The organism is Promicromonospora sp. Populi (genome assembly GCF_041081105.1).
Classification (GTDB): domain Bacteria; phylum Actinomycetota; class Actinomycetes; order Actinomycetales; family Cellulomonadaceae; genus Promicromonospora.
Genome location: NZ_CP163528.1, coordinates 4,269,736 through 4,294,905, shown reverse-complemented (window position 1 = coordinate 4,294,905; position 25,170 = coordinate 4,269,736). Strand labels below are relative to the sequence as shown.

Here is a 25,170-nt window from a genome sequence, read left to right as displayed (position 1 = left end):
GTGACTCGTCGTGGAATTTCGGTGGGCAGGACTACCCATGCTGTCGTCCAGATTGTACGAATACGTCTGGTACGTGAACAGGCTTTCGGTTCAGGCCGCCCGGTCCGCCAATACCTGGGCGAACGTCGCCAGGGACTCCTTGACCGGTCCCTCCGGCAGCGGCGCCAGCTCGGCCGACGCGGCACGCGCCCACTGCACGGCCAGGTCCCGCGTCTCGGCCAGCACCGCGTGGGCGCGCAGCCGCTCCAACGCGGCCGACAGCGCCTCGTCGGAGGACAGGTCGCCGTCGAGCGCCGCGAGCAGGTCGCGGTCCTCGTCGGTGGCTGAGTCCGAGGCGACGTGCTGCCGCAGCAGCAGCACCGGCATGGTCGGGACGTGCTCCCGCAGGTCGGTGCCCGGCGTCTTGCCCGAGGTCTCGCCGGACGAGGCGACGTCGAGCACGTCGTCCGCGAGCTGGAAGGCGACACCGACCTTCTCGCCGAACGCGCCCACGGCCTCGATCTCGGCCTTGGGTGCACCGGCGATCATCGCGCCCAGGCGGGCCGACGCCGACAGCAGGGACGCCGTCTTGTCCGACAGCACCTGGAGGTAGTGGGCCACCTCGTCCTCGCCGTCGTCGGGACCCATGGTCTCGTGCAGCTGCCCCAGGCACATCCGCTCGAACGTCCTGGACTGCAGGATCACGGCCTCGGGACCGAGCTCCGCCACGCGCGCGGACGCCCGCGCGAACAGCATGTCGCCCACGAGGATCGCCACCGAGTTGCCCCACACCATGTGGGCCGCCGGGGCTCCGCGCCGCATCGGCGCCGAGTCCATGACGTCGTCGTGGTACAGCGAGGCGACCTGCGTCAGCTCCACCACCACCGCCGCATCGACGACGCCCGGGGCCATACCGTCGCCGAGCTCACCCGTCAGCAGGGTCAGCAGCGGCCGGAACCGCTTGCCGCCCGCGTCGATGAGGTGCCGGGAGGCGCCGTCGGCCAGCTTGTCGGCGCTGGCGACGGCCTCCAGGAGCGCGGCGTCGACCACCGTCAGCCGCTCCGCGAGGCGGGAAGCCAGGTCCGGATCGGTGATCGGTAGGCCGAGCGTGATCGGATCGGGCAGGTCGTTCGGAGCGGCCGGCGAAGCGGACGCCGACGTACCCGTCGTCGTCTGGGGCGGCAGCGGTGCTGAGGTCACGGCACGAACTTACTTGCCTGCTCCACCAGACCAAGAACCGAAGTGGGGAAAATGCCAAGAATCACTGTGGCGATCGCACAGACGGCGATGGCCACGGCGGCCGGTCCACGAGACTGCACCACTGTCACCTCGACCCGCTGCGCGGCTGTGACCTGCACCTTCGTCAGGGTCGCGGTCCCCCCGGCCGTTCCGGCCCCGGCCGGGACGACGTCGCCGCCGGCGCCCGACTCCGCGGAGTCGGCCTGCGGGCGCTGGAACACCATGACCACGAGGATTCGCAGGTAGAACGCGACGGCGACCACCGACGCGAGCACACCGAGGAGTGCGAGCCACCAGAGCCCGCCCGACGTCGCCCCGGTGAACGCGCCGAACTTGGCGATGAACCCGGCGGTGAGCGGGATGCCCGCCATCGAGAGCAGGAACAGCGCGAACGCGGCGGTGAGCCACGGGGCCTTGCGCCCCAGGCCGGCCCACTGGGCGATCTCCGTCGCCTCGCCGAGCACCACGCCGTCGTCGTCCACGGGACCGTTGTCCTCGCTCCCGGCCGGGGTGGCCCGGCGCTCCCGCACCAGCGTGACCACACCGAACGCGCCGATCGTGGCGATGCCGTAGGCCAGGAGGTAGAAGAGCGTCGAGGCCTGCACCTGCGGGTTGAAGCCCGCGATACCCACGAGCAGGAAGCCGGCGTGGGCGATCGACGAGTAGGCCAGCAGGCGCTTCACGTCGGTCTGGACGGAGCCCACCACTGTGCCGACGACCATCGTCAGGACGGCGACCACGACGATGACGATCTGGAGCTGCCGCATGATCTCGGGGTTGACCCCCTGCACGCCGATCGAGACCCGGTACAGCACCTCCACCAGGGCCGCGACGGCCGCGACCTTGGTGCACGCGGCCATGAAACCGGTGATCGGCGTGGGTGCGCCGGTATAGACGTCGGGCGTCCAGGCGTGGAACGGCACGGCGCCGACCTTGAACAGCAGGCCGACGACTACCAGCAGCACGCCCGCCACCAGCAGCCAGGTCATACCCTCCAGCGGCAGGGCGCCCTGCTGCACGGCCTGGGCAATCTCCAGGAGCCGCACCGTCCCCGCGAACCCGTAGATCAGCGCGACGCCGAAGATGAACAGCGCCGAGGCGAACGCGCCAAGCAGGAAGTACTTGGCGGCCGCCTCCTGCGACAGGAGCCGGCGCCGGCGCGCCGTCGCGCACAGCACGTACAGCGGGAGCGAGAGCACCTCCAGCGCGATGAACATGACGATGAGGTCGTCCGTGGAGGCGAAGAGCATCATGCCGCCCGCCGCGAACAGCAGCAGCGGGTAGATCTCGGTCTGCTCCAGGCCCGACTTCCGGGCCAGGTCCTCGTACGACGTGCCGGGTACGGCCGACGCCGCGGGCGCGAACGCGTCCTGGCCGGTCGCGGTGCGGTCGGCCACCACGAGCACACCCAGGAAGGCGAGCACCGCGATGATGCCCTGCGCACCGAGCGCGAACGGTGTCAGCGTCACGCTGCCGCCTACGACCTGGACCGGCTGCACGACGATCTGCGGCCACAGGACCGCGACGAAGGCGAACCCGCCCGCCAGGGCGGCCAGGGTCAGCACGATCTGTGTCGCCCGGCGGGCCGCGGCCGGCACGAACGCCTCGACGAGCACGCCGACCACACCCGCACCCAGCACCACGATGAGCGGTGCGAGGGCGAGCCAGTTGATCTCTGGTGCCACGAACTCGGTCACTGGTTACTCCCCATCTGCGCGGCGGCATCCGCCGGTTCGTCGACCGCCGTGATGGCCACCGACGACTGCTCGGCCGGCGCGTCCACGTAGGTCAGGGCCAGGCTCGGCACGAGGCCGAGCACCAGGAGCCCGACCACGAGCGGGGCCGCGACGATGCGCTCCCGCACCTTCAGGTCGGGCAGGGCCTCCAGCCCAGCGGCCGGCGCCCCGGTGAAGATCTTCTGGTAGGTCAGCAGCACGTAGATCGCGGCGAGCACCACACCAGGAATGGCCGCGATCGCCCATCCGGCGGAGCCGGCGGGCGACCCGCCGAACGCGCCGATCAGCACCATGATCTCGCTGACGAACGTGGCCAGGCCGGGCAGCGACAGCGTCGCCAGACCCGCCACGAGGAACGTCCCGGCGAGCACCGGCGTGACCGACCGCAGGCCGCTGTAGTCAGTGATCCGCTGCGACTTCTCCGGGTGCCGGGCCACGAGGAACCCGGCCACCAGGAACAGCGCGCCGGTGGCCAGACCGTGGTTGAGCATCATGAAGCTCGACCCGGCGGTGCCCAGCGGCGTGAACGTGAAGATGCCCAGGATGATGAACCCGAAGTGGCTCACCGACGTCCAGCCGACCAGCCGCAGCAGGTCGGTCTGCATGATCGCCATGATGGCCCCGTACAGCACGGAGATCACGGCGAGCGCGATCACGAACGGCGCAGCCCAGCGGGACGCCTCCGGGAACAGCGGCAGGCACAGGGTCAGCATCCCGAAGGTGCCGACCTTGTCCAGCACGCAGATCAGGAGGGTCGACGTGCCCGGGGTGGCGTTCCCCGCGACGTCGGGCAGCCAGCTGTGCACCGGGACCATCGGGGCCTTGATCGCGAAAGCGATGAAGAACCCGAGGAACAGCAGGCGCCCGACCACGGGGTCCAGCTCGAGGCCGGCCAGGTTCGCGGTGAGGAACGCGTCGGAGGCCCGCAGGCCCGTCTCGGGGTCCACCGGCACCTGGAAGTACAGCGCGATCACTGCTGCGAGCATGATGAGCCCGCCGCCCAGGCTGAACATCAGGAACTTGACGGCCGCCTTGCGCCGTCCGGCACCCTGACCGAACCCGCCGATGAGGAAGTAGGCCGGGATCAGCATGGCCTCGAACACCACGTAGAACAGGAACACGTCGCGGGCGCTGAACACGGCCACCATGAACGCCTGGAGCAGCAGCACGAGGCCGACGAACTTGCGCAGCCGCGCCTCGTCCCGCCCCTGCTCCTGCCATGCGGCCAGCAGCACCAGCGGCACCAGCACTACGGACAGCGCCACGAGCAGCAGGCCGACGCCGTCGACCCCCACCGCGTACGAGGCGCCGATCTGCGGGATCCACGGGTAGGTCTGGACGAACTGCTGCTCAGCGGCCGCGGTCGTGTCGAAGGCCAGGAACGCCCCGACGAGCAGGGCCACCTCGACCACCGAGAACACGAGCGCCAGCGGGCGGGCGAAGCCCACCCCAGCGCTAGCGGGGCCCCTGCGGGACCGGCCGAGCGCGCCCAGCCCCACCACTGCCGCACCGACGAGCGGCCACGCGATGAGCACGGTCAGCCACGGAAACATCTCTCCTCCGATCACTGGGCACCACCGAGCCCGGACACGAGCCACACGACGACGGCGATCACGAGGACGCCGCCCGCCATGCCGGCCGCGTACGAGCGGACGTATCCGCTCTGCGCCTTGCGGAACAGCGCGCCGAACCACGACACGGTCTGGGGCAGGAGGCTCCAGCCGCGGTCGACGACGTCACTGTCCCCGACCTGGACGAGCCGGGCGATCCCGTGCGCGCTCTGCAGCACCACCGCCTCGTTCACCGCGTCCTGGTAGAGGTCCCTGCGGGCCGCCCGGGTCAGGACGGAGCCGCGCGGCGCCTCCTCGGGAACAAGCTTGACCGCGTACATCCGGAAGGCCAGCAGCGCCCCCACGACCACGACCACGATGGTGAGGGTCATGATCACCGGCACCGGGAGCACGGGCTCGTGGTGCTCGGCGTGGCCGACCACCGGCTCCAGCCAGGTGACGAACGTGCCGCCGATGCCGAGCACCCCGCCCAGTGCGGCCGAGCCGACGCCGAGGAAGACCAGCGGCCACCACATCAGTGGCGACGGGTCGTGCGGGTGCTGGTTCTCCGTCCAGCGCGGACGGCGTCCGCCGAACGTCATGAAGAACAGGCGGGTCATGTAGAAGGCGGTGATCGCGGCGCCGAGCACCGTGACCGAGCCGAACACCCAGGCCCGCCAGGGCTGGCCGTCGACCGGGATGAACGCGGCCTCGATAATCCCGTCCTTCGACCAGAAGCCGGAGAACGGCGGGATGCCGAGGATCGCCAGCCAGCCCAGGCCCATGGTGATCCAGGTGATGGGCAGGAACCGCGACAGCCCGCCGAAGCGGCGCATGTCGGTCTGGTCGCCCATCGCGTGCATCACCGAGCCGGCGCCGAGGAACAGCCCCGCCTTGAAGAAACCGTGGGTGAGCAGGTGGAAGATCGCGAACGCGTACCCGGCCGGGCCGAGGCCCGCCGCGAGCATCATGTACCCGATCTGCGACATCGTGGAGGCGGCCAGCGCCTTCTTGATGTCGTCCTTCGCGGTACCCACCACGGCACCGAACAGCAGGGTCACGGCACCGACGAGCACCACGACGAGCTGCGCCGTCGGCGCCGCCTCGAGGATCGGGCCGGACCGCACCATGAGGTACACACCGGCGGTGACCATCGTGGCGGCGTGGATGAGCGCGGACACCGGCGTCGGGCCCGCCATCGCGTCACCCAGCCAGGCCTGCAGCGGGAACTGCGCCGACTTGCCGCACGCGGCGAGCAGCAGGCACAGCCCGATGGCGGTGGCCATGCCCGTGGAGATGAGCGGGCTTGCCGCCTCCTGTCCGCCGACCGCGGGCAGCACTTCCGCGAAGCTGAGGCTGCCCACTGTCGAGAACATCAGCGCCATGGCCGCAATGAGGCCCATGTCGCCGATGCGGTTCATGACGAACGCCTTCTTGGCCGCCACCGCGTTCTCCCGAGCGGAGGGCCGCCCGGTGTCCCAGAACCCGATGAGCAGGTAGGACGCGAGGCCCACACCCTCCCAGCCCACGAAGAGCATCAGGTAGGAGTCGGCGAGGACGAGCGTCAGCATCGCGGCGATGAACAGGTTCAGGTACGCGAAGAACCGGCGCCGGTGCGGGTCGTGGTCCATGTAGGCCACGGAGTACACGTGGATGAGCATGCCCACGAAGGTCACGAGCATCACGAAGGTCATCGACAGCGGGTCTAGCCGCAGGCCCAGGTCCACGTCCAGGCCGCCCGCGGACAACCATGTCCACAGGTGCTGGTCGACGGAGCGACCCTCGGCCGGCGTACCGATCATGCGGAACATCAGGATGAAGCCGATGACCGCGGAGGCGGCCGAGGCCAGCACCCCGAGCCAGTGACCCCAGCGGTCGGTGGCCTTGCCACCCAGCAGCAGGATCGCTGCACCGATCAGCGGGATGCCGACCAGCCAAGGGGCGAGCCCGATCACGTCGTTCACGTCTCAGCCCTTCAGGAGGTTGACGTCGTCGACCGAGGCCGAGCGGCGAGTGCGGAAGATCGTCACGATGATCGCGAGGCCGACGACGACCTCAGCGGCGGCGACGACCATGACAAAAAAGGCGAGCACCTGGCCCGTCAGGTCGCCGTGCAGCCTGGCGAAGGTGACAAAGGCGAGGTTGGTCGCGTTGAGCATGAGCTCCACACCCATGAACACGACTATCGCGTTGCGGCGCAGCAGCACGGTCGTCGCCCCGATGGCGAAGAGCATGGCGGCCAGGACCACGTAGTTGGTGATGTCCATCAGGACTCGCCCTCCGAATCGGGGGCCGGGCTCGTCGAGGACTTGGTCTCGACCAGCTCGCCCACCGGACCGTGCGGCGCAGGACGTTCCTGGCCGCGGATACGCAGCACGCGCGAGACGGACTGCGGCACCTGCTCGCCGTCCGGGCCGAGCGCGGGGGTGTCCATCGCGTTGGACCGGGCGTACACGCCGGGTGACGGCAGCGGGGTGAGCACCACGCCGTCGGGCAGCGCCCTGATGCGCGCGTCCGCCACCGCCCGCTGGTCCTGCTTCGGCGTGAGCCGGCGCCGGTGCGTGAGCACGAGCGCGCCGACCGCTGCGGTCACGAGCAGCACACCAACGGCCTCCATGGCCACGACGTAGTCGGCGAACAGCACGCGGGCCAGGGCCTGCGGGTTGGCCACGCCGCCCGGGTCTCCCCCGTTCAGCCCGACGGCGGGCGGGAACGCGGCACGGGACACGACGCCGCCGAGCAACGCCGCGAGGCCGATACCGATGAGCAGGCCGATCCAGCGCTGCCCCCGGATGGTCTCGGTGAGCGAGTCGGACGCGTCGACGCCGACGAGCATCAGCACGAACAGGAACAGCATCATCACGGCGCCGGTGTAGACCACCACCTGCACAACCCCGAGGAACGGCGCCTCCTGCGCGATGTACAGGACCGCCATGCTGACCATGACGAACACCAGGCACATCGCGGCGTGCACCGCGCGCTTCACGAACAGCAGGCCCAGCGCGGCGAGCACCATCAGCGGTGCGACCGCCCAGAACAGGACGGTCTCGCCGCCCGAGATCACCAGAGCGCCCGGGGTCATGCGGTCACCCCCGTACCTGCGGTCGGGCGAGCGTGCACCGAGCCGACGGCAGCCGCGCCCGCGGACTTCTCCGCCGGGCCGGGGCCCTCGTCGGGGCGCAGCTCGTGCTTGAGCTGGGTAGGCGCGGGCGCCTTGCCAGAGGCCGCCGCATCCGCAGCGTCCAGGGTCTCGTCGTCCGGCCGCTGCTCGCGGACCCAGCTGACCTGCGCCGCCGTCGGGCCCAGGACGTCACCGCTGTAGTAGTCGGTGTCCGTGGTGCCCTCCACCATGGGGTGGGGCGCGGCGAGCATGCCCTCGGAGAGCGGGGCCAGCAGGTCCTGCTTCTCGTAGATCATGCCGGCACGGGAGTTGCCGGCTAGCTCGAAGTCGTTGGTCATCGTCAGCGCGCGGGTGGGGCAGGCCTCGATGCACAGCCCGCAGAAGATGCAGCGCAGGTAGTTGATCTGGTAGACGGCGCCGTACCGCTCGCCGGGGCTCATGTGGGCCCCCTGGGAGTCGTCCGCGTTCACCTGCAGGCCCGCGTTCTGCGGCAGGGCGGCGTTGGACGCACCCTCCACGTAGATCGCGTCCGCCGGGCAGGCCCAGGCGCACAGCTCGCAGCCGATGCACTTCTCCAGCCCGTCGGCGTACCGGTTGAGCTGGTGGCGGCCGTGGAACCGGCGCTGGGTCGGCACCTTTTCCCGCGGGTACTGCTCCGTGACCGTGGGCCTGAACATCGACGACAGCGTCACGCCGAAGCCCGCGACGGGGGCGAAGAGCTCCCCGACGATCCCCGGCTGAGGCCGCAGGGGCTGGTACTCGCCCGCTTTTTGTTCACTCACCGTGGACCTCCTTTCCGAACCGCTTGGACGGGGGCAGCTTCTCGCCGGGCAGCGGCGGCACCGGGAACCCGCCGGCGAAGGCGTCGACGGTCTCCTTCTTGCCGGTACCCGGTGGCGCCTCCTTCTTCTCCGGCCAGAACCACATGACCGCGATGAAGACGACGGCGGCCCCGATGATCACGGGGATGAACTGCTGGTAGGACACGCCCTGCACCCGCTGCAGCCACTGCACGACGGCGAGCACGACTACCCACCCCAGCGCTACCGGGATGAGGACCTTCCAGCCGAACACCATGAACTGGTCGTAGCGCAGGCGCAGCAGCGTGCCGCGCACCCACACGAAGACGAACATGACTGCCCACAGCTTGATGAGGAACCAGATGACGGGCAGCCAGCCCTCGTTGAGGGCGCCGCCCAGGAACGCGTCGGGCACCGGTGCCCGCCAGCCGCCCAGGAAGAGCGTGACGCAGACCGCCGAGACGTTGAGCATGTTGATGTACTCCGCCAGGAAGAACCAGGCGAACTTCATCGACGAGTACTCGGTCATGTAGCCGGAGACCAGCTCGCCCTCGGCCTCAGGGAGGTCGAACGGCAGGCGGTTGGTCTCACCGATCATCGAGATCACGTAGATCACGAACGCCGGCGCGAGCGGGATGAACCACCAGATCTGCGTCTGGCTGTCCACGATCTGCGACGTCGACATCGACCCCGCCATGATGAACACGCTCACCAGCGACAGGCCCATGGCGAGCTCGTAGCTGATCACCTGCGCCGTAGAGCGCACGGCGCCGAGCAGCGGGTAGGTGGAGCCGGAGGCCCAACCGCCCAGCACGATGCCGTAGACCCCGAGCGACGCGGCGGCCAGCACGTACAGCACCGCCACCGGGAAGTCGGTGAGCTGTGCCGGGGTGGTCCAGTCGGTCCAGGGGAACGGCAGGCTGGGGCCGAACGGGATCACGGCGAACACGAGCAGCGAGCAGAACACCGAGATCATCGGCGCCAGCAGGTAGACGAACCGGTCGGCCCGCGTGACCGTCAGGTCCTCCTTGAGCAGGAGCTTCATGGCGTCCGCGAGCGACTGCAGCAGGCCGAACGGCCCGTGCCAGTTGGGGCCAGGACGCACCTGCATACGCGCGACGACCTTGCGCTCGAACCAGATGGCGAAGAGCACGCTGGTCAGCAGGAACACCACGATGAACACGGCCTTCACGATGGAGGCCCAGATGGTCTCCTGCGAGAAGTCGGCGACGACGCCGGGCGCCGCGGCTGCCAGGACGGGGCTCATCGCCCTCCCCTTTCCGAGTTGTCGGACGTGCGGGTCACCCGGATGACCCGCGGGTCGGACAGGTGGGCGGTGACCGAGACCAGGTCGCCCGCCGTCGCGCCGAGCACGTCGTGGACGCGGCTCCCGGCAGAGGCGAGCGGCAGCCAGACGACGCCGTCGACCATCCGGTCGGTCACCGCGACGGGTGCCTCGATGACGCCGCGCCGGGTGCTGACGGCGACCCGGTCGCCGTCGACCACACCGAAGCCGGCGGCCGTGGCCGCGGACAGCCGGACAGAAGCCTGCTTGGCCGTGCCGGCAAGGAACTGCTCGCCGTCCTGGCCGCGCGCCGAGTCGAGCTGGAGGCGCCAGGTCGCGAGGACCGCCTGGCCCGGCAGGACCGCCGGCGGCTCCGCGGGGGCGCCGCCCTCGACGGTGATCCGGTTCCCGGCCCACGCGGTGCGCTGGGCCATGGCGATGGAGAGGTGGGCCTCGGCGGGCGAGGCCGCCTGCAGGTCCACGCCCAGGTGCTGAGCCAGCACGTGCAGCACGCGGTGGTCGGGCAGGGCGCTCGACTCGAGCGCGGCGCCGAAGGACCGTACGCGGCCCTCCCAGTTCCAGTACGAGCCGGCGCGCTCCACGGGCGGCGCCACGGGCAGCACGACGTCGGCCCGCTCGGTCACCTCCGAGGCGCGCACCTCCAGGCTCACCACGAACCCGGCTGCGTCGAGCGCAGCGCGGGCGGCGGCCGGGTCGGGCAGGTCGGCAAGCTCTACCCCGCCGACGATCGCACCGCCCAGCGCACCCGAGGCCAGCGCCGTGAGGATGCCGGCGGTGTCGCGGCCGGGAGTGGCCGGGATCTCGGTGCCCCAGGCCTGGGCGATCTGGTCGCGTGCCGCGGCGTCCGCGACCGGGCGGCCGCCCGGCAGGAGGTCGGGCAGCAAGCCGGCCTCGACGCCGCCGCGCTCGCCCGCACGCCGCGGGATCCACGCGAGCCGCGCGCCGGTCGCCTCGGCCAGCCCGAGGGCCGCCGAGTACGCACCGGGCGAGCCGGCGAGGCGCTCGCCGACGAGGATGACGGCGCCCGGCTGGGCCAGGGCGCTGGTGTCGATGTCCGACGTCGGTGCGTCCGCCGGGGACAGGCCGCCCACCAGGCTGGTGGTCAGGCTGGTCAGCCACTCGGCCTCGGTGCCGGGAGCGGCCGGCAGCAGCGTGCCGTCCAGGCGGGTCAGGCCACGGGTTGCGTAGGGGGCGATCGAGAAGACCTTGGTACCGGCCTTGCCCCGTGCACCCTTGCGCAGCCTGAGGAAGGTGATGCCTGCCTCCTCCTCGGCCTCCAGGCCGACGAGCAGCACCGCGGGCGCCTGCTCCAGGTCGCCGAACGTGACGCCGATGCCGGACCCGGCCACCACGTGGCCCAGGAACGCGGCCTCCTCGGCGGAGTGCACCCGGACGCGCTGGTCGACGTCGTTGGTGGCCAGGGCCGTGCGGGCGAACCGCGACCAGGCGAAGGCGTCCTCGACGGTGAGCCTGGCCGCCCGGCAGCACACCGACGCCGCCGTCCTGCCGTGCCTTGGCCAGCCCAGCCGCCGCGATCTCCAGGGCCTCGACCCAGGACGCGGGACGCAGCTCGCCGTTCTCACGGACGAGCGGGCCGGCGATGCGGTCCGGCGCGGACTGCCAGGTGAAGGCGAAGCGGTCCTTGTCGGTGATCCACTCCTCGTTGACAACCGGGTCCTCACCCGACAGCCGGCGCAGCACCTGGCCGCGGCGGTGGTCGATACGGATCGCGGAGCCGCATGAGTCGTGCTCGGCGATGGAATCGGTGCTGACCAGGTCGAACGGGCGCGACCGGAACCGGTAGCCCGCGCCGGTCAGCGCGCCCACCGGGCAGATCTGCACCGTGTTGCCCGAGTAGTAGGAGGAGAACGGCCGCCCGGACGTGTCGGTGGTGGCCTCCCCGATCGGGCGGTCCACGGGACCCGTGCTCGACTCGGCCCCGGCGAAGCCGAGCACGTCCTCGTCGAACCGGCCGATCTGCTGGTGCGCGCCACGGTCCTGCAGCGCGATGAACGCGTCGCCCGCGATCTCCTCGCTGAACCGGGTGCAGCGCTGGCACAGCACGCAGCGCTCGCGGTCCAGCAGGATCTGCGTGGACAGCGGGATCGGCTTCGGGAACGTGCGCTTGACGTCGGTGAACCGCGTCTCGGGCCGGCCGTTGCTCATCGCCTGGTTCTGCAGGGGGCACTCGCCGCCCTTGTCACAGACCGGGCAGTCCAGCGGGTGGTTCATGAGCAGCAGCTCCATGACCCCCTGCTGCGCCTTGTCGGCGACGGCCGAGGTGTGCTGCGTCTTGACGACCATGCCGGGTGCGACCGTCATGGTGCACGAGGCCTGCGGCTTCGGCATCGGCCGCACGTTGCCCTCGCGGTCCGGCATCGAGACCTCGACGAGGCACTGCCGGCAGGCGCCCGCGGGCGCCAGGAGCGGGTGGTCGCAGAACCGCGGGATCTGGATGCCCGCCTGCTCGGCGGCGCGGATGATCAGCGTGCCCTTGGGCACGCTCACCTCCGTGCCGTCGATCGTGAAGGTGACCAGATCGACCGGAGCGGCCTCGCTCTTCGGGTTGTTCGTGGTGATGGTCATCAGTGACCTCCCGCGCCGGCGCCCGCGAGGGCACCCGGTGTACGTGTCTTGGGGGTGTACTTGAAGAGCGCGGACGCACTCGGGTCGAACGGGCAGCCATGCCCGTCGATGTGCGCCTGGTACTCGTCGCGGAACAGCTGGACGCTGGACGTGATCGGCGAGACGGCGCCGTCGCCCAGCGCGCAGAACGCCCGGCCCAGGATGTTGTCGCACAGGTCGACCAGCAGCTCCAGGTCGCCGTCCTGCCCAGCGCCGTCCTCGATGCGGTGCAGCACCTGCTTGAGCCAGTAGGTGCCCTCGCGGCACGGTGTGCACTTGCCGCACGACTCGTGCGCATAGAAGTCGGTCCACCGGGTCGCCGCCCGGACCACACAGACCGTCTCGTCGAAGATCTGCAGCGCGCGCGTGCCGAGCATCGACCCGGCGGCGCCCACGGACTCGTAGTCGAGCGGCACGTCCAGGTGTTCCTGCGTGAAGATCGGCGTCGACGAACCGCCCGGGGTCCAGAACTTCAGCTCGTGCCCCTTGCGGACCCCGCCGGCCAGGTCGAGCAGCTCGCGCAGCGTGATGCCGAGCGGCGCCTCGTACTGGCCGGGCGTGGTGACGTGCCCCGACAGGGAGAACAGGCCGTGGCCCTGCGACTTCTCGGTGCCCATCGAGGAGAACCAGTCGGCGCCGTTGGCGACGATCGCGGGGACCGAGGCGATGGACTCCACGTTGTTCACCACGGTGGGCCGCGCGTACAGGCCGGCGACGGCGGGGAACGGCGGCTTGAGCCGCGGCTGGCCTCGCAGGCCCTCCAGCGAGTCGAGCAGCGCCGTCTCCTCTCCGCAGATGTAGGCGCCCGCGCCCGCGTGCACTGTGACGTCGAGGTTGAAGCCCGACCCCTGGATGTTCTTTCCGAGGTAGCCCGCCTTGTACGCCTCCTCGACGGCGTTCAGCAGGCGCCGGTAGACGTGCAGCACCTCACCGCGCACGTAGATGAACGCGTGGTCGCAACCGATCGCGAAGCTCGTGATCGCCACACCCTCGATCAGGTGCTGGGGGCTGGCGAGCATGAGCGGGATGTCCTTGCAGGTGCCCGGCTCGGACTCGTCGGCGTTGACCACGAGGTAGCGCGGACCGCCGTCAGGCGGAGGCAGGAAGCCCCACTTCATGCCCGTGGGGAAGCCTGCGCCACCGCGGCCGCGCAGGCCGGAGTCCTTGACGGTCTGCACCACGGCCGCCGGGTCCATCGTCAGGGCCTTCTTGAGGCCGGCGTAGCCGCCGGCGCGCTCGTACGTGGCCAGGCGCCAGGAACGGTCCTTGTCCCAGGTGTCGGTCAGGACGGGGGTCAGCGTGGTCACTTCGCGTCCTCTCCGGGCTTCTTGTCCTTGCCGACCTGGGTGTCCGACTGCGTCACGGCCGGACGTTCGGCGGAGGATCCGGGCTTGCCCACCGGACCGGTCTCAGCCGGTACGCCGGACGTCCGGGCCTGCTCGGCCGACGGCGCGGTCCAGCCGCGCTCGCGGGCGATCCGCAGCCCGGCGAGCGTCGGCTCGCCGGCCGGTCCGCCCTCGTCGGCGCGGCCGTCGGGGAACCCGGCCAGGACCCGGCTCATCTGCTTGAACGAGCACACCGAGGCGGCGCCCCGGGTCGGTACGACGTCCTCACCGAGGCGCAGCTTGTCGGCCAGCGCCGTCACGCTCTCGGGGGTCTGGTTGTCGAAGAACTCCCAGTTGACCATCACGACGGGCGCGTAGTCACAGGCCGCGTTGCACTCGATGCGTTCCAGGGTGATCGCGCCGTCGTCGGTGGTCTCGTCGTGCCCGACGCCGAGGTGGTCGCTCAGCTCGTCGAAGAGGGCGTCGCCGCCCATGACCGCGCAGAGCGTGTTGGTGCAGACGCCCACGGTGTAGGTGCCGTTGGGGTGCCGCTTGTACTGGGTGTAGAAGGTGGCGACGGCGGAGACCTCAGCGGCGGTGATGCCGAGCATCTCGGCGCAGAACAGGATGCCGTCGCGGCTCACGTACCCGTCGACGGACTGCACCAGGTGCAGCATCGGCAGCAGGCCGGAGCGCGGGTCCGGGTAGCGCGCCATGATCGCGCCAGCGTCGGCGGTCAGCGACGCCCACGTGGCGGCGTCGTAACGGGTCTTGGTCGTCGCGGACTGCGTCTGCGGGTCTGCGGTCATCGGTCCACGCCTCCCAGCACGGGGTCCAGGGATGCGACGGCGACGACGACGTCGGCCACCTGGCCGCCCTCGCACATCACCGACGTGGCCTGGAGGTTGTTGAACGAGGGGTCGCGGAAGTGCGCGCGGTAGGGGCGGGTGCCGCCGTCGGACACGACGTGCACGCCGAGCTCGCCCCGCGGGTGCTCCACGGTCTGCCAGGCCTGGCCGACGGGGACGCGGAAGCCCTCGGTGACCAGCTTGAAGTGGTGGATCAGGGCCTCCATGGAGGTGCCCATGATCTGCTTGATGTGCTCCAGCGAGTTGCCCTGCCCGTCGCCGCCGACGGCGAGCTGGGCGGGCCAGGCGATCTTCTTGTCGGCCACCATGACCGGCTCGCCCTCGGTGCGGTCGAGCCGCTCCAGGGCCTGCTCGACGATCTTCAGGGACTGGTAGCACTCCTCGACGCGGAGCACGACCCGGTCGTAGCAGTCGGCGCCCTTGGCGGTGGGGACGTCGAAGTCGTACGTCTCGTAGCCGCAGTACGGGTTGTCCTTGCGGACGTCGTACGGCAGGCCCGTGGAGCGCAGCACGGGGCCGGTCACCGCGAGCGCCATGCACCCGGTCAGGTTCAGCACGCCGACGTCGGTCAGGCGGGCCTTGAAGATCGGGTTGGCGAGCATGAGGTCGCCGAGCTGCTTGAGGTAGCCGCGCACGTTCTTGAGCGCCGCGCGAGCCTGGGTGGTGAAGCCCTCGGGGGTGTCCACCGCGACTCCGCCGGGACGGATGTACGCGTGGTTCATGCGCAGGCCGGTGACGGCCTCGAAAAGCCGCAGGATCTCCTCGCGGGCGGTGAACCCGATGGTCATCACGGTGGTGGCGCCCATCTCGTTGCCGCCGGTGCCGAGGCAGACCAGGTGGGAGGAGATCCGGTTGAGCTCCATCATCAGGACCCGGATCACGGAGGCGCGCTCGGGCACGTCGTCGGTGATGCCGAGGAGCTTCTCGACCGCGAGGCAGTAGGCGGCCTCCTGGAACAGGGGCGCCACGTAGTCCATGCGGGTGCAGAACGTGGTGCCCTGCGTCCACGTCCGGAACTCCATGTTCTTCTCGATGCCCGTGTGCAGGTAGCCGATGCCGGCGCGGGCCTCGGTGACGGTCTCGCCGTCGATCTCCAGCATCAGGCGCAGCACCCCGTGCGTGGACGGGTGCTGGGGGCCCATGTTGACGACGATCCGCTCCTCGCCGATCGCCTCGCGCGCGATGTCGTCCCAGTCGCCGTCGCCGTATGCCTCGAAGGCGCGCACCGTCGACGACATGTCCTCGTTCCCGGCGGGCCTGGTCGCGTGCGGGGCGCGCGGCCGGTGGTCTGTCGGAGCGCTCATCAGTAGCTCCTCCTCGTGTCCGGCGGGGGCACCGTGGCCCCCTTGTACTCGACGGGGATGCCGCCGAGCGGGTAGTCCTTGCGCTGCGGGTGGCCCACCCAGTCGTCCGGCATCTCGATGCGGGTCAGGGCGGGGTGTCCGTCGAAGACGATCCCGAAGAAGTCGTAGGTCTCGCGCTCGTGCCAGTCGTTGGACGGGTAGACGAACGTTGTCGACGGGATGTGCGGGTCGTCGTCGGGGGCCGTGACCTCCAGGCGCAGCCGACGCGAGTTCGTGATGGAGGCCAGGTGGTAGACGGCGTGCAGCTCGCGCCCGGCGTCGTGCGGGTAGTGCACGCCGCTGACGCCGAGCGACAGCTCGAACCGGAGGTCCTGGTCGTCTCGCAGCGCCTGGCAGACGGCGACGATGTGCCCGCGGGCGACGTTGATCGTCAGCTCCGCCTGCTGCGCGTCCGCGCTGTCGGCGCCGTGCAGGTCCACGACCACCCGCTCGATGGCTTCCTGCGGGGAGACGCCCGCCTCGGTGAGCACCTCGATCAGCACGTCGACCACCTGGTCGAACCAGCTCCCGTAGGGCCGGGCCGACGCCGCGGGCATCGCGATCGGGGTGATCAGGCCGCCGTAGCCGGACGTGTCGCCCGAGCCGCCTGCGCCGAACATGCCGCGCTTGACCTCGACGATCTCGAGCGTGGCCGCCCCCTCCGGGGGCTGCACGCCCTGGTCGCCGGCCGGCGTGACCTCGCTCATCGCAGCAGGCCCTTCATCTCGAAGGTCGGGGTGGCCTCCATCGCGGCCGCCTCGGCGGCGCGCGCCGCCTCGATGCGGTTGACGCCGAGCGGCTCCTTCTGGATCTGGTCGTGCAGCGCCAGGATCGCGTTGATCAGCATCTCCGGGCGCGGCGGGCAGCCGGGCAGGTAGATGTCGACCGGGATCACGTGGTCGACGCCCTGCACGATCGCGTAGTTGTTGAACATCCCGCCGGACGACGCGCACACGCCCATGGAGAGCACCCACTTGGGCTCGCTCATCTGGTCGTACACCTGGCGCACCACCGGGGCCATCTTCTGGCTCACCCGGCCGGCCACGATCATCAGGTCGGCCTGGCGCGGCGACGCGCGGAAGACCTCCATGCCGAACCGCGACAGGTCGAACCGCGACGCACCCGCCGCCATCATCTCGATGGCGCAACAGGCCAGGCCGAACGTGACCGGCCACACCGAAGCCTTGCGCAGGTACCCGGCGAGATCCTCGATCGTCGTCAGCAGGAACCCTGACGGTGCTTCCTCGACACCCATGTCCCCTCCTAGCTGCCGGGCCCCGCCCGGCGTCGCTGCGCCGCGCCGTCAGGCGCCGCGCATGAAGTCGCTGTCTGTCAGACCCAGTCGAAGCCGCCGCGGCGCCACTCGTAGACGAACGGCACGGTGATCAACGCCAGGAACGCCAGCATCGCCACCAGGCCGAACGTCGCGAGCGTCGTGAAGTCCACGGCCCAGGGGTAGAGAAAGACGACCTCGATGTCGAAGACGATGAATGTCATCGCCACCAGGTAGTACTTGATCGGCAGCCGCCCGCCGCCCACCGCGTGCGGCGTCGGCTCGATGCCGCACTCGTACGAGTCGAGCTTGGCGCGGTTGTACCGCTTCGGGCCGATGATCGCGCTCGCGCCGACTCCACCGAGCGCCAGGACAGCCCCGATCGCCATGAGGATCAGGACGGGTACGTAGGGGTTCATGCTGTGCCCTTCATGGACGACTTGCCCTTCATGGACGTGATGCTCATGCGTTCGGGACCACCCTGGTCAGGCCCGCGATGACGCGGTCGACCCAGTCGCCGCCGTGGGGCTCGTAGCAGTCCGACAGGAGCTTGAGCGTGAACTGCATGACGACCTTGCGCGGCAGCCCGTACCGGACGCAGACCCGCATGATCTCCGGGTGCTCGATGAGCCGCACGAACCAGCGGCCCAGGGTGTAGTACCCGCCGAGGTCGTCCCGCATGCGGTCCGCGTACGTACCGAGCGTGGCCTCGCGGGCCGCGTCGGTGCTCTTGTGGCGCGCCTGGCTGATCGCGTCGGCGGCGACCCGCCCGGCCTGCAGCCCGTACGCGATGCCCTCACCGTTGAACGGGCTCACCATGCCGGCGGAGTCGCCGGCCAGGAGCACACCGTCCGCGTACAGCGGGCTGCGGTTGAAACCCATGGGCAGGGCCGCGCCGCGGATGGGTCCGCGCTCCGGCTCGTGCACCAGGTCCCAGCCCGCCGGTGCGCTCTTCTCCAGCCAGGTCTCCATCAGACGCCGGTAGTCGATGCCCGCCTTGGACTGGCGAGCGGGCGTGGAGCTCACGCTGCCGAGGCCGACGTTCACCGTGCCGTCGCCGAGCGGGAAGATCCAGCCGTAGCCGGGGAGCAGGGCGCTCTTGCCCGGCTCGCCGTCCCACAGCTCCAGGTGGGACTCCATGAAGGGGTCGTCGTGGCGCGCGGTGCGGTAGTAGGCGCGCACCGCGGTACCCATGGGCCGGTCGTCGCGGCGCTCCCGCCCGACGCCGAGCGCGAAGCGCGAGCTGACGCCGTCGGCCGCCACGACAACGGGGGCACGGAACTCCTTGGCAGGTCCCTCCGCGCGGCCGTTCGCGTCCAGCGGCTGGGCGGTGACGCCGACCACGCGGCCGCCGTCGGCGTCGCGGAGCGGGCCGGTGACCTTGGTGCGCTGCAGCAGCTTGGCGCCGCTCGCCTGCGCGTGCTGGGCCAGGGTCTGGTCCAGCGTCATGCGGGACTTGGCCATGCCGTAACCCGGGTAGGTGGTGAGGCTGGGCCAGTCCAGCTCGTAGGAGCGACCGCCGCCGTGGACACGCAGGCCGCGGTTGCGGATCCAGCCGTCCTCCTCGCGGGTCGGCACGCCCATGCGGACCAGCTCGGCCACGGCGCGCGGCGTCAGGCCGTCGCCGCAGATCTTGTCCCGGGGAAACTCGCCCTTTTCCAGGAGCAGCACGTCGAGACCCGCGGCCGCGCACCAGTGCGCGGTGGACGAGCCGGCAGGGCCGGCACCCACCACGATGACATCCGCGTCGTCGCGTCTCGCTGTTCGCACGTTCACCCCCGTTGGGAACCCGCCGCCGGTCGTTGCTGACCTTGTTGTGCTGGGTTCGGCCGGACTACCTGACAAGTCCTTGTGAACCCTGTCACAACACCGACACCCTAGCCACACTTAGGGGGGATTGTGTAGGAAGGTTCCCCTTACTTGAAGGTCGCCCCGTGGGGGGTAGTGAGGAGGGGGTCGGGGTCAGGCCGGGCGGACCGCCCGGTGCAGCGCCACGACGCCGCCCGACACGTTGCGGTAGGCCGCGTGCTCCCAGCCGGCGTCGAGCAGGAGGCGGGCGAGCTCGACCTGGGTGTGCCAGGTGCGGATGGACTCGGCGAGATAGTCGTACGAGCCCTTGTCGCGCGTCACGGCGCTGGCCACCACGGGCAGCGCGCGCATCAGGTACTCCTGGTAGACCTTCCGGAACGGGGCCCATGTGGGGGTGGAGAACTCGCAGATCACCACACGCCCGCCCGGCCGGACAACCCGCAGCATCTCGCTCAGCGCGGCGCTCGTGTCCACGACGTTGCGCAGGCCGAAGCTGATGGTCACGGCGTCGAAGGACTCGTCCGCGAAGGGCAGCTTGGTGGCGTCGCCCGCGACGAACGGCAGGTCCGGGCGGCGCTCCTTGCCGACCTGGAGCATGCCGATCGAGAAGTCGGACGGGACCACGAACGCACCGTCGGCGGCGAACGGCTCGCTGCTGGTCCCGGTGCCCGCGGCGAGGTCGAGCACACGCTCGCCGGGCATCGCGGCGACCGCGTCGACCGTGAGCCGGCGCCAACGCCGGTCCTGGCCCAGGGAGATCAGGTCGTTCGTCAGGTCGTAGCGGGCGGCGATCCCGTCGAACATCGACGCGACCTCGGCCGGCTTCTTCTCCAGGCTTGCGCGAGACATACGCCCATAGTTCCACGTCACCGGAGGCGGCCCGCTCCCGGGCTTGGCCGACCATGCAGCTGCTGCCAGGCAGACGCGATGTCTGGCAGCAACTGCATGGTCAATCTCACGCACCGGGGTGCCCCTGCGCGCCCTTATCCTGAAGCGGATGATCGTTTCACCTGCCGGACGCACCCCGGATGCGGCAGCCGGCGCCGACCCGTACGCGACCTGGACCGCCGTCGCGCCGCCAGCGCCCGACCGGCCGCCCGGCGCGCCGTGGGGACCCCAGCTCGTTGTGCGCACAGTCGCGCTCGACGACCTCCCGGACGGCCCGACCGCCCTGATCGACCGGCTCCCCGACACCAACGCGCTCGCCTGGGTGCGGCACGGCGACGGGCTCGTCGGCTGGGGCGAGGCCCTGCGCTTCGAGACCTTCGGCCCCGGTCGGTTCGCCGACGCCGACGGCGCCTGGCGCCAGGTGCTCGACCGCGCCGTCGTGCACGACGACGTGGCCCTGCCCGGCAGCGGCCTCGTCGCGTTCGGCAGCTTCGCGTTCGATGACGTCACCCCGGGCGACGAGTCCGAGGACCCGGCGCGGGCCAGTGGCGTGCTGATCGTGCCGCGCGTCGTCGTCGGGCGGCGGGGCGGGCACGCCTGGATGACCACGATCTCCCTTGTGGGCGACCGGTCGGCACCGGTAGGCGAGGACCTCCTGTCCGCCTACCCCTACCAGCCGGTCACGGAACCGGGCACGGTGGTCCTGGCCGACGGCGCCGTGGGCGCCGCGGACTGGCCGGCAGTGGTCGCGGAGGGGATCGCCCGGATCCAGACCGGCGAGCTCGACAAGGTGGTGCTGGCGCGCGACGTCGTCGCGACGGCGGAGCACCCGCTCGACACACGGCACCTGCTCGGCCGGCTCGCCTCGACGTACGACGCCTGCTGGGCGTTCAGCGTGGACGGCATGGTCGGCGCGACGCCGGAGCTGCTGGTCCGCAGCGAGAAGGGCCTGGTCGCGTCACGCGTGCTGGCGGGGACGATCCGCCGCGAGCACGGACCGGACGCACCCACGGCCCCGGCCGACGCCGACCTGCTGCACGCCGCCCAGCTCGCGCGCTCCTCGAAGGACCTGGAGGAGCACGAGTTCGCGGTGCGGTCCGTGGCCGCAGCGCTGGAGCCGTTCTGCTCGTCGATGAACGTGCCCGAGGCGCCGTTCGTGCTGCACCTGCCGAACGTGATGCACCTGGCGACCGACGTCACGGGCGTCCTGACGGACCAGATCGCCGGGTCCGGGCCGCGGCCGCCGTCGTCGCTCTCGCTGGCCGCCGCGCTGCACCCGAGCGCCGCCGTCTGCGGCACACCGACCAATGTCGCGCGCAGCCTCATCCGCGAGATCGAAGGCCTGGACCGCGCCCGGTACGCGGGGCCCGTGGGCTGGGTCGGTGCCGACGGGGACGGCGAGTGGGGCATCGCCCTGCGGTCGGCCGAGATCTCCCCCACCGACCGCCATCACATCCGCCTCTTCGCGGGCTGCGGCATAGTCGCAGCCTCGGACCCCCAGGCAGAGCTGGCGGAATCGGAAGCCAAGCTGGAACCGATGCGCTACGCCCTGGGCGCCACCCCCACCTAACCCATGGCTGTGGGCAACAAACGACCGGTCAGGGGTCACCTGCCTCCGGGCCCTTGCCGATCGGGTTTGTCTCGTCGCCCCAGACCTGCTCGCGGAAGTTGTCCCACACCTGGACGTCGGACGTCGCGCCCAGGAAACCCATGCGCGCATCCGTGGCGGTCAGCACGATCTCGATCAGCGAAGCGCCGTCGAGCACCGCGGTGGCCACCTCGAGGAGGTCCTGCCCATCAGGCAGGTTCGCGTGGATCGAGGACACGTACATCTGCGCGTTGCCCTCGAGCGAGACGAAGTTCGCCCGGGTGTCCGTACCGGCCACCGTGCCGTCGTCGTACGCGTACGACTTGAGCCAGAACCCGTCGACGACCACCTTGTCGGCCGAGATCTTGATGGCGTCGCGGCGCTCGCCGGCGCCCTTGACCGGCACGTTCGCCAGGCCGATGCCGTTGATGCCGGTCAGCGGGATCGTCAGGTCCGTGCTCTCCAGGTCGGCCGGGAGCGAGAAGACCGAACCGTCCTCCCTCGCGCCGCACTGGCCGGGCAGGTCGATGTTGAGGTCGAACTTGCCGCCGAACGTCACCTTGACGCAGGTGCCGAGCTCGGTCTGGAGCGCTTCCTCGATCGTCGCTTGCGGGTCGATCTCGCCGCACGGGTCGGACGGCGCCGCGTCCGCCTCCTCCGGCGGCACCTCGCCGTCCTGCGTCGGCTCCTGGCACTCGGCCTCGTCGTCGCCCGCGCTGCTGCCGGGGGCGTCGCCCTGGTCGGTGTCGCCGCCGCTCGGGTCGGTCGGGTCGGTCGGGTTGGTGGGGTCAGTCGGGTCGGGGACGACGTCGCCGCCGTCTGCCGGGTCCTCGCTGTCGCCGTCGTCGGCGGGCTCCGACGCACCTGGTGACGGCGAGGCGGTGGGCGACTCGGACGGGTCAGGGTCCGGGTCGTCGCAAGCACCGAGGATCACGCACCAGAGCGAGTCGTCCTGCTGGACCCCGGCGTCGGCCGCCGAGGCGGGCAGGCTCGAACCGCCGAGCGCCATCGCGCCGGCCAGCACAACCGCCGCGGACTTCTGAGACAGGGCGCGCAGCGCACTGCTGAGGGTCTCCGGCTTGGGCGCGGGCTTTGTACCCGTGGCCGGTTCCGTCTCGGGTGTCTCTTCCGCTGGCGCGGCCGACGCCGGAGCGTCGTCCTCCGCAGGCGGCGCATCGCCGTCGCTCTGCTCCTCGGTCGGCTCAGCAACCGGCTCCTCGGTCGGCTCAGCGCCCGCCGTCGTATCGGCCGCCCCGGCGTCGTCGGCCGCACCTGCGTCGTCGACGTCACCTGCGTCGTCGGCCGCATCCACCTGCTCGGGCGGCGCCCACGAGACGACGATGACGCCGCCGATCACGCCGAGCAGGAACCCGACGACCCAGCCGCCGAGGTTTACGCCGGCGATCGAGTAGACGGAGATCGCGAGCGCGATCACGCCGTAGAAGATCCGGTGCACGGGCTGGGCGATCACCAGGATCCCGAGCAGCACGAGCGTGAGCGGCAGGATCGTCGCCTGCGCCCCCTCCACCCCGAACTGCAGCACGATGTTCATACCGAGCTGGTCCAGCCTGATGGGGCCGGACAGGATCATCTCCAGGCCCGCGAGAACTACCAGCACACCCCCGACGAACGGCCGCTGCTCGCGCCAGGGACGAAATTCCCTGCGCCAGTCAGCCAGCTTCGAGCGAAGTCCGGGGCGGCCGACGTCCTCCTGGCCGTCACCCGGACTCAGAAGCACTCGGTGCCGTCCGTGATCTGGAGGCTGAGGTCCGTGAGCTGGAAGACGGCGGCCTGCGTGCTCCACGACACCTGCTGGAGACCGTCGATGTCGATCGAGTCGGAGTCCATGGCGAAGTCGCCGGCGTCGCCCTTCTCGGTCGTGTTCACGGTCGAGGCGTCGACACCGATGCGGATGTTCTTGAAGACCGCGGTGCCCGACAGGTCGCTCATGCCGATCTGCAGGTCGGTCGCCAGCGCGGGCTCCTCGCCGGTGCCCGCCGAGATCAGCAGGCCGACGGTGCCGAGCGGCGTCTCCTGGACTACCGACTGGCACAGGTTGTAGAGCTGCGCGTCAGCTATGTTCGCGATGGCGGCGGGGTGCTGCGTGCCGTCCGACGCCGTGGCCACACCCGCGTACTGCGAGAAGCCGGTACCGACGAGCTGGTCGGCGCCGATCTTGAACTCGCTGCCCGAGATGGCGAACGAGACGGGCACTGCGCCCTGCGCAACCCCACCGAGCAGCACGCTGGCGGCGATCGTGACCGGGATGACTGCAAGAGCCACGCGACCCTTGCGCGACCCCGTGAGCTTGCTGAGCTTCATTGGTGTTCCCCTCGATGCCAATGGGTGGCCGACAACGTCGTCGTCCCGTCGCGACGTTAGCGCGATTACTGACTGAGCGTCAATTGGGGCGCTGACAGCGCCGCAAAGCATGCCGGATATGCTCGGTACATGGCAACAGCCCGACGTACGAGACTCCGCCCGGAGGAACGCCGGAACCAGCTCGTGGCACTGGGTGTCGCGACTCTCGCGGACCGTCCCCTGGCCGAGGTGACTGTCGAAGAGATCGCCGCCGAAGCCGGTGTCTCGACAGGTCTCGTCTACTACTACTTCGGCTCCAAGAACGGCCTGCACCACGAGATCGTGCGCCGCGCGCGCGACTCGATGCTGCATGCCTCGGAGCCCCACCTCGACCTCCCGCCGGCCGAGCGCCTGACCAGCACGCTGACCCGGCTCGTCGCGTACGTCCGGGAGCACGGGCCGACCTTCTACTCGCTCGTCCGCGGCGACGCCAGCGGCGACGAGGAGGTGCGCGCGGTCATCGAGGACGCGCGCCGCGAGCAGACGGAACGCGCCCTCGCCGTGCTCCTGGAGCTGGGCGTTCCCGACACCGAGCTGCTGCGCATCGCCGCGCGTTCCTGGGTGGCGCTGGCCGAGCAGGCCCTGGTCGACGGCGGGATCAACTCCGACCTCGCCGCCGAGGACCTTGTCGGGTACCTGGAGCGCAGCCTCGGCGGTGTTGTTGCCGCCGCCGTGCCGGGCGTCTCCGAGCGGCTGTTCGGGGTTCCGGCCAAGCTCTGAGCCAAGCTCTGAGCAGCGCTCAGCGCACCTTGAACATTCAGAGCACCTTGACCATCAGGAGACAGGGGCTGTCCGCCCAGAGGTCGGGGAACTCCTCGACCGGGTGGAAGCCGCACGCGGTGTAGAAGGCGCGGGTCTGGTCGAACCCGGGATCGTAGGCCGACGGGCCCAGCGTCTTCACGCTCAGCAGCCGCACACCCTGGGCACGGAGGTCGTTCTCGACGCGCTCCAGGAGCGTGCGCCCGATCCCCGCGCGGTGGTGCTTACGCCGGACGGCGAGCAGGTGCACCTCGGCCGACGTCGGATAGCGCTGGTCGAGCAGCAGCACACCGAGCACGTCCTCGAAGGCGACCGCCCCGCCGTCGGGCCCGATGCCGGACTCCGGACCGACCGCAACGTAGTTGGGGAACTTGGCTGCCGCCTCGACATACTCGTGCGTGAACCTGTCGATACCGAACCACTCCGGCAGCTCCTCCAGGATGTCGTGTGCGACATCCGCTCGGCCGAGGGTTCTGACCACGGTGTACGTCCCAGACACGCGGCCAACTTAGACCTGCGCGGCCAAGTTCACCCGCTGAACGCGAATACGCGTCAGACCCCCAGGTCACGGAAGTGATCTGGGGGTCTAGCGGGTCTGA

The 25,170-nt window shown here is 70.7% G+C and carries 21 protein-coding genes and 1 pseudogene; 2 read left to right on the top strand and 20 right to left on the bottom strand.

All coding sequences use genetic code 11. The features are described from left to right. Positions 1-90: 90 nt before the first annotated feature. The 17 genes and pseudogenes from AB1046_RS19455 to AB1046_RS19375 form a co-directional block, all read right to left on the bottom strand. On the bottom strand, positions 91-1,179 hold the full coding sequence (locus AB1046_RS19455; RefSeq protein WP_369370939.1) for a polyprenyl synthetase family protein: 1,089 nt from the start codon (positions 1,177-1,179) through the stop codon (positions 91-93). Next, positions 1,176-2,915: an NADH-quinone oxidoreductase subunit NuoN gene (nuoN, locus tag AB1046_RS19450; RefSeq protein WP_369370938.1), complete on the bottom strand. Its 1,740-nt coding sequence runs from the start codon at positions 2,913-2,915 to the stop codon at positions 1,176-1,178. The genes AB1046_RS19455 and nuoN overlap by 4 nt, the downstream gene beginning before the upstream one ends. Further along, entirely contained in the window at positions 2,912-4,507 is a 1,596-nt protein-coding gene (locus tag AB1046_RS19445; protein WP_369370937.1) for an NADH-quinone oxidoreductase subunit M, read from the bottom strand. The genes nuoN and AB1046_RS19445 overlap by 4 nt, the downstream gene beginning before the upstream one ends. Positions 4,508-4,518: 11 nt before the next feature. Beyond that, positions 4,519-6,459 (bottom strand): NADH-quinone oxidoreductase subunit L, encoded by a 1,941-nt coding sequence (gene nuoL / locus AB1046_RS19440; protein WP_369375779.1) that lies wholly within the window; start codon positions 6,457-6,459, stop codon positions 4,519-4,521. Positions 6,460-6,471: 12 nt separating this feature from the next. Continuing rightward, the gene (gene nuoK, locus AB1046_RS19435) at positions 6,472-6,771 is read right to left on the bottom strand and encodes an NADH-quinone oxidoreductase subunit NuoK (protein ID WP_369370936.1); all 300 of its coding nucleotides are present in this window, start codon (positions 6,769-6,771) and stop codon (positions 6,472-6,474) included. Beyond that, complete coding sequence (locus tag AB1046_RS19430; RefSeq protein WP_369370935.1) at positions 6,771-7,586, bottom strand: NADH-quinone oxidoreductase subunit J; 816 nt, start codon at positions 7,584-7,586, stop codon at positions 6,771-6,773. The genes nuoK and AB1046_RS19430 overlap by 1 nt, the downstream gene beginning before the upstream one ends. Further along, positions 7,583-8,407: an NADH-quinone oxidoreductase subunit NuoI gene (nuoI, locus tag AB1046_RS19425; protein ID WP_369370934.1), complete on the bottom strand. Its 825-nt coding sequence runs from the start codon at positions 8,405-8,407 to the stop codon at positions 7,583-7,585. The genes AB1046_RS19430 and nuoI overlap by 4 nt, the downstream gene beginning before the upstream one ends. Then, entirely contained in the window at positions 8,400-9,692 is a 1,293-nt protein-coding gene (gene nuoH, locus AB1046_RS19420) for an NADH-quinone oxidoreductase subunit NuoH (protein WP_369370933.1), read from the bottom strand. Before nuoH ends, nuoI begins: the two co-directional genes overlap by 8 nt. Next, positions 9,689-12,317, bottom strand: a pseudogene (locus AB1046_RS19415) (NADH-quinone oxidoreductase subunit G). The gene nuoH and the pseudogene AB1046_RS19415 overlap by 4 nt, the downstream one beginning before the upstream one ends. Further along, on the bottom strand, positions 12,317-13,663 hold the full coding sequence (gene nuoF, locus AB1046_RS19410) for an NADH-quinone oxidoreductase subunit NuoF (RefSeq protein WP_369370932.1): 1,347 nt from the start codon (positions 13,661-13,663) through the stop codon (positions 12,317-12,319). The pseudogene AB1046_RS19415 and the gene nuoF overlap by 1 nt, the downstream one beginning before the upstream one ends. Next, entirely contained in the window at positions 13,660-14,490 is an 831-nt protein-coding gene (gene nuoE / locus AB1046_RS19405) for an NADH-quinone oxidoreductase subunit NuoE (RefSeq protein ID WP_369370931.1), read from the bottom strand. Before nuoE ends, nuoF begins: the two co-directional genes overlap by 4 nt. After that, positions 14,487-15,788: an NADH-quinone oxidoreductase subunit D gene (locus AB1046_RS19400; protein ID WP_369375777.1), complete on the bottom strand. Its 1,302-nt coding sequence runs from the start codon at positions 15,786-15,788 to the stop codon at positions 14,487-14,489. The genes nuoE and AB1046_RS19400 overlap by 4 nt, the downstream gene beginning before the upstream one ends. Before the next feature lie 65 nt (positions 15,789-15,853). Next, positions 15,854-16,600, bottom strand: coding sequence for an NADH-quinone oxidoreductase subunit C (locus AB1046_RS19395; protein ID WP_369370930.1), 747 nt, complete (start codon positions 16,598-16,600; stop codon positions 15,854-15,856). Continuing rightward, positions 16,597-17,148, bottom strand: a complete 552-nt coding sequence (locus tag AB1046_RS19390) for an NADH-quinone oxidoreductase subunit B family protein (protein WP_369370929.1) — start codon at positions 17,146-17,148, stop codon at positions 16,597-16,599. Before AB1046_RS19390 ends, AB1046_RS19395 begins: the two co-directional genes overlap by 4 nt. Before the next feature lie 77 nt (positions 17,149-17,225). After that, positions 17,226-17,585 (bottom strand): NADH-quinone oxidoreductase subunit A, encoded by a 360-nt coding sequence (locus AB1046_RS19385; protein WP_369370928.1) that lies wholly within the window; start codon positions 17,583-17,585, stop codon positions 17,226-17,228. 43 nt (positions 17,586-17,628) lie between these two features. Further along, on the bottom strand, positions 17,629-18,936 hold the full coding sequence (locus AB1046_RS19380; RefSeq protein ID WP_369370927.1) for a geranylgeranyl reductase family protein: 1,308 nt from the start codon (positions 18,934-18,936) through the stop codon (positions 17,629-17,631). 192 nt (positions 18,937-19,128) lie between these two features. Then, positions 19,129-19,824 carry a demethylmenaquinone methyltransferase gene (locus AB1046_RS19375; RefSeq protein WP_369370926.1) on the bottom strand — a complete coding sequence of 232 codons (696 nt, stop codon included), beginning with the start codon at positions 19,822-19,824 and terminating at the stop codon, positions 19,129-19,131. 148 nt (positions 19,825-19,972) lie between these two features. On the opposite strand from AB1046_RS19375, the gene AB1046_RS19370 reads away from it, so the two are divergent. Next, a complete protein-coding gene (locus AB1046_RS19370) occupies positions 19,973-21,433 on the top strand; it encodes an isochorismate synthase MenF (protein ID WP_369370925.1) in 1,461 nt (486 codons plus the stop codon). Between the two features lie 28 nt (positions 21,434-21,461). On the opposite strand, the gene AB1046_RS19365 is transcribed toward AB1046_RS19370, so the two are convergent. Together AB1046_RS19365 and AB1046_RS19360 are read right to left on the bottom strand one after the other, a co-directional pair. Next, positions 21,462-23,189, bottom strand: coding sequence for a DUF6114 domain-containing protein (locus tag AB1046_RS19365; protein ID WP_369370924.1), 1,728 nt, complete (start codon positions 23,187-23,189; stop codon positions 21,462-21,464). Then, complete coding sequence (locus AB1046_RS19360) at positions 23,180-23,773, bottom strand: DUF6230 family protein (protein WP_369370923.1); 594 nt, start codon at positions 23,771-23,773, stop codon at positions 23,180-23,182. The genes AB1046_RS19365 and AB1046_RS19360 overlap by 10 nt, the downstream gene beginning before the upstream one ends. A 129-nt stretch (positions 23,774-23,902) precedes the next feature. Between AB1046_RS19360 and AB1046_RS19355 the strand changes: the two genes are divergently transcribed. Further along, on the top strand, positions 23,903-24,532 hold the full coding sequence (locus AB1046_RS19355) for a TetR/AcrR family transcriptional regulator (RefSeq protein ID WP_369370922.1): 630 nt from the start codon (positions 23,903-23,905) through the stop codon (positions 24,530-24,532). Between the two features lie 37 nt (positions 24,533-24,569). On the opposite strand, the gene AB1046_RS19350 is transcribed toward AB1046_RS19355, so the two are convergent. Then, positions 24,570-25,070, bottom strand: a complete 501-nt coding sequence (locus tag AB1046_RS19350) for a GNAT family N-acetyltransferase (protein WP_369370921.1) — start codon at positions 25,068-25,070, stop codon at positions 24,570-24,572. Positions 25,071-25,170: the final 100 nt, after the last annotated feature.

What these genes read in the sequence shown, in the direction of transcription:
- AB1046_RS19360 (WP_369370923.1), bottom strand. Translation starts at nt 23,773, where the DNA reads ATGAAGCTCAGCAAGCTCACGGGGTCGCGCAAGGGTCGCGTGGCTCTT.
- AB1046_RS19395 (WP_369370930.1), bottom strand. Translation starts at nt 16,600, where the DNA reads ATGAGCGAGGTCACGCCGGCCGGCGACCAGGGCGTGCAGCCCCCGGAG.
- AB1046_RS19390 (WP_369370929.1), bottom strand. Translation starts at nt 17,148, where the DNA reads ATGGGTGTCGAGGAAGCACCGTCAGGGTTCCTGCTGACGACGATCGAG.
- AB1046_RS19355 (WP_369370922.1), top strand. Translation starts at nt 23,903, where the DNA reads ATGGCAACAGCCCGACGTACGAGACTCCGCCCGGAGGAACGCCGGAAC.
- AB1046_RS19430 (WP_369370935.1), bottom strand. Translation starts at nt 7,586, where the DNA reads ATGACCCCGGGCGCTCTGGTGATCTCGGGCGGCGAGACCGTCCTGTTC.
- AB1046_RS19400 (WP_369375777.1), bottom strand. Translation starts at nt 15,788, where the DNA reads ATGTCGTCGACGGTGCGCGCCTTCGAGGCATACGGCGACGGCGACTGG.
- AB1046_RS19375 (WP_369370926.1), bottom strand. Translation starts at nt 19,824, where the DNA reads ATGTCTCGCGCAAGCCTGGAGAAGAAGCCGGCCGAGGTCGCGTCGATG.
- AB1046_RS19445 (WP_369370937.1), bottom strand. Translation starts at nt 4,507, where the DNA reads ATGTTTCCGTGGCTGACCGTGCTCATCGCGTGGCCGCTCGTCGGTGCG.
- AB1046_RS19370 (WP_369370925.1), top strand. Translation starts at nt 19,973, where the DNA reads ATGATCGTTTCACCTGCCGGACGCACCCCGGATGCGGCAGCCGGCGCC.
- nuoE (WP_369370931.1), bottom strand. Translation starts at nt 14,490, where the DNA reads ATGACCGCAGACCCGCAGACGCAGTCCGCGACGACCAAGACCCGTTAC.
- nuoH (WP_369370933.1), bottom strand. Translation starts at nt 9,692, where the DNA reads ATGAGCCCCGTCCTGGCAGCCGCGGCGCCCGGCGTCGTCGCCGACTTC.
- AB1046_RS19385 (WP_369370928.1), bottom strand. Translation starts at nt 17,585, where the DNA reads ATGAACCCCTACGTACCCGTCCTGATCCTCATGGCGATCGGGGCTGTC.
- nuoK (WP_369370936.1), bottom strand. Translation starts at nt 6,771, where the DNA reads ATGGACATCACCAACTACGTGGTCCTGGCCGCCATGCTCTTCGCCATC.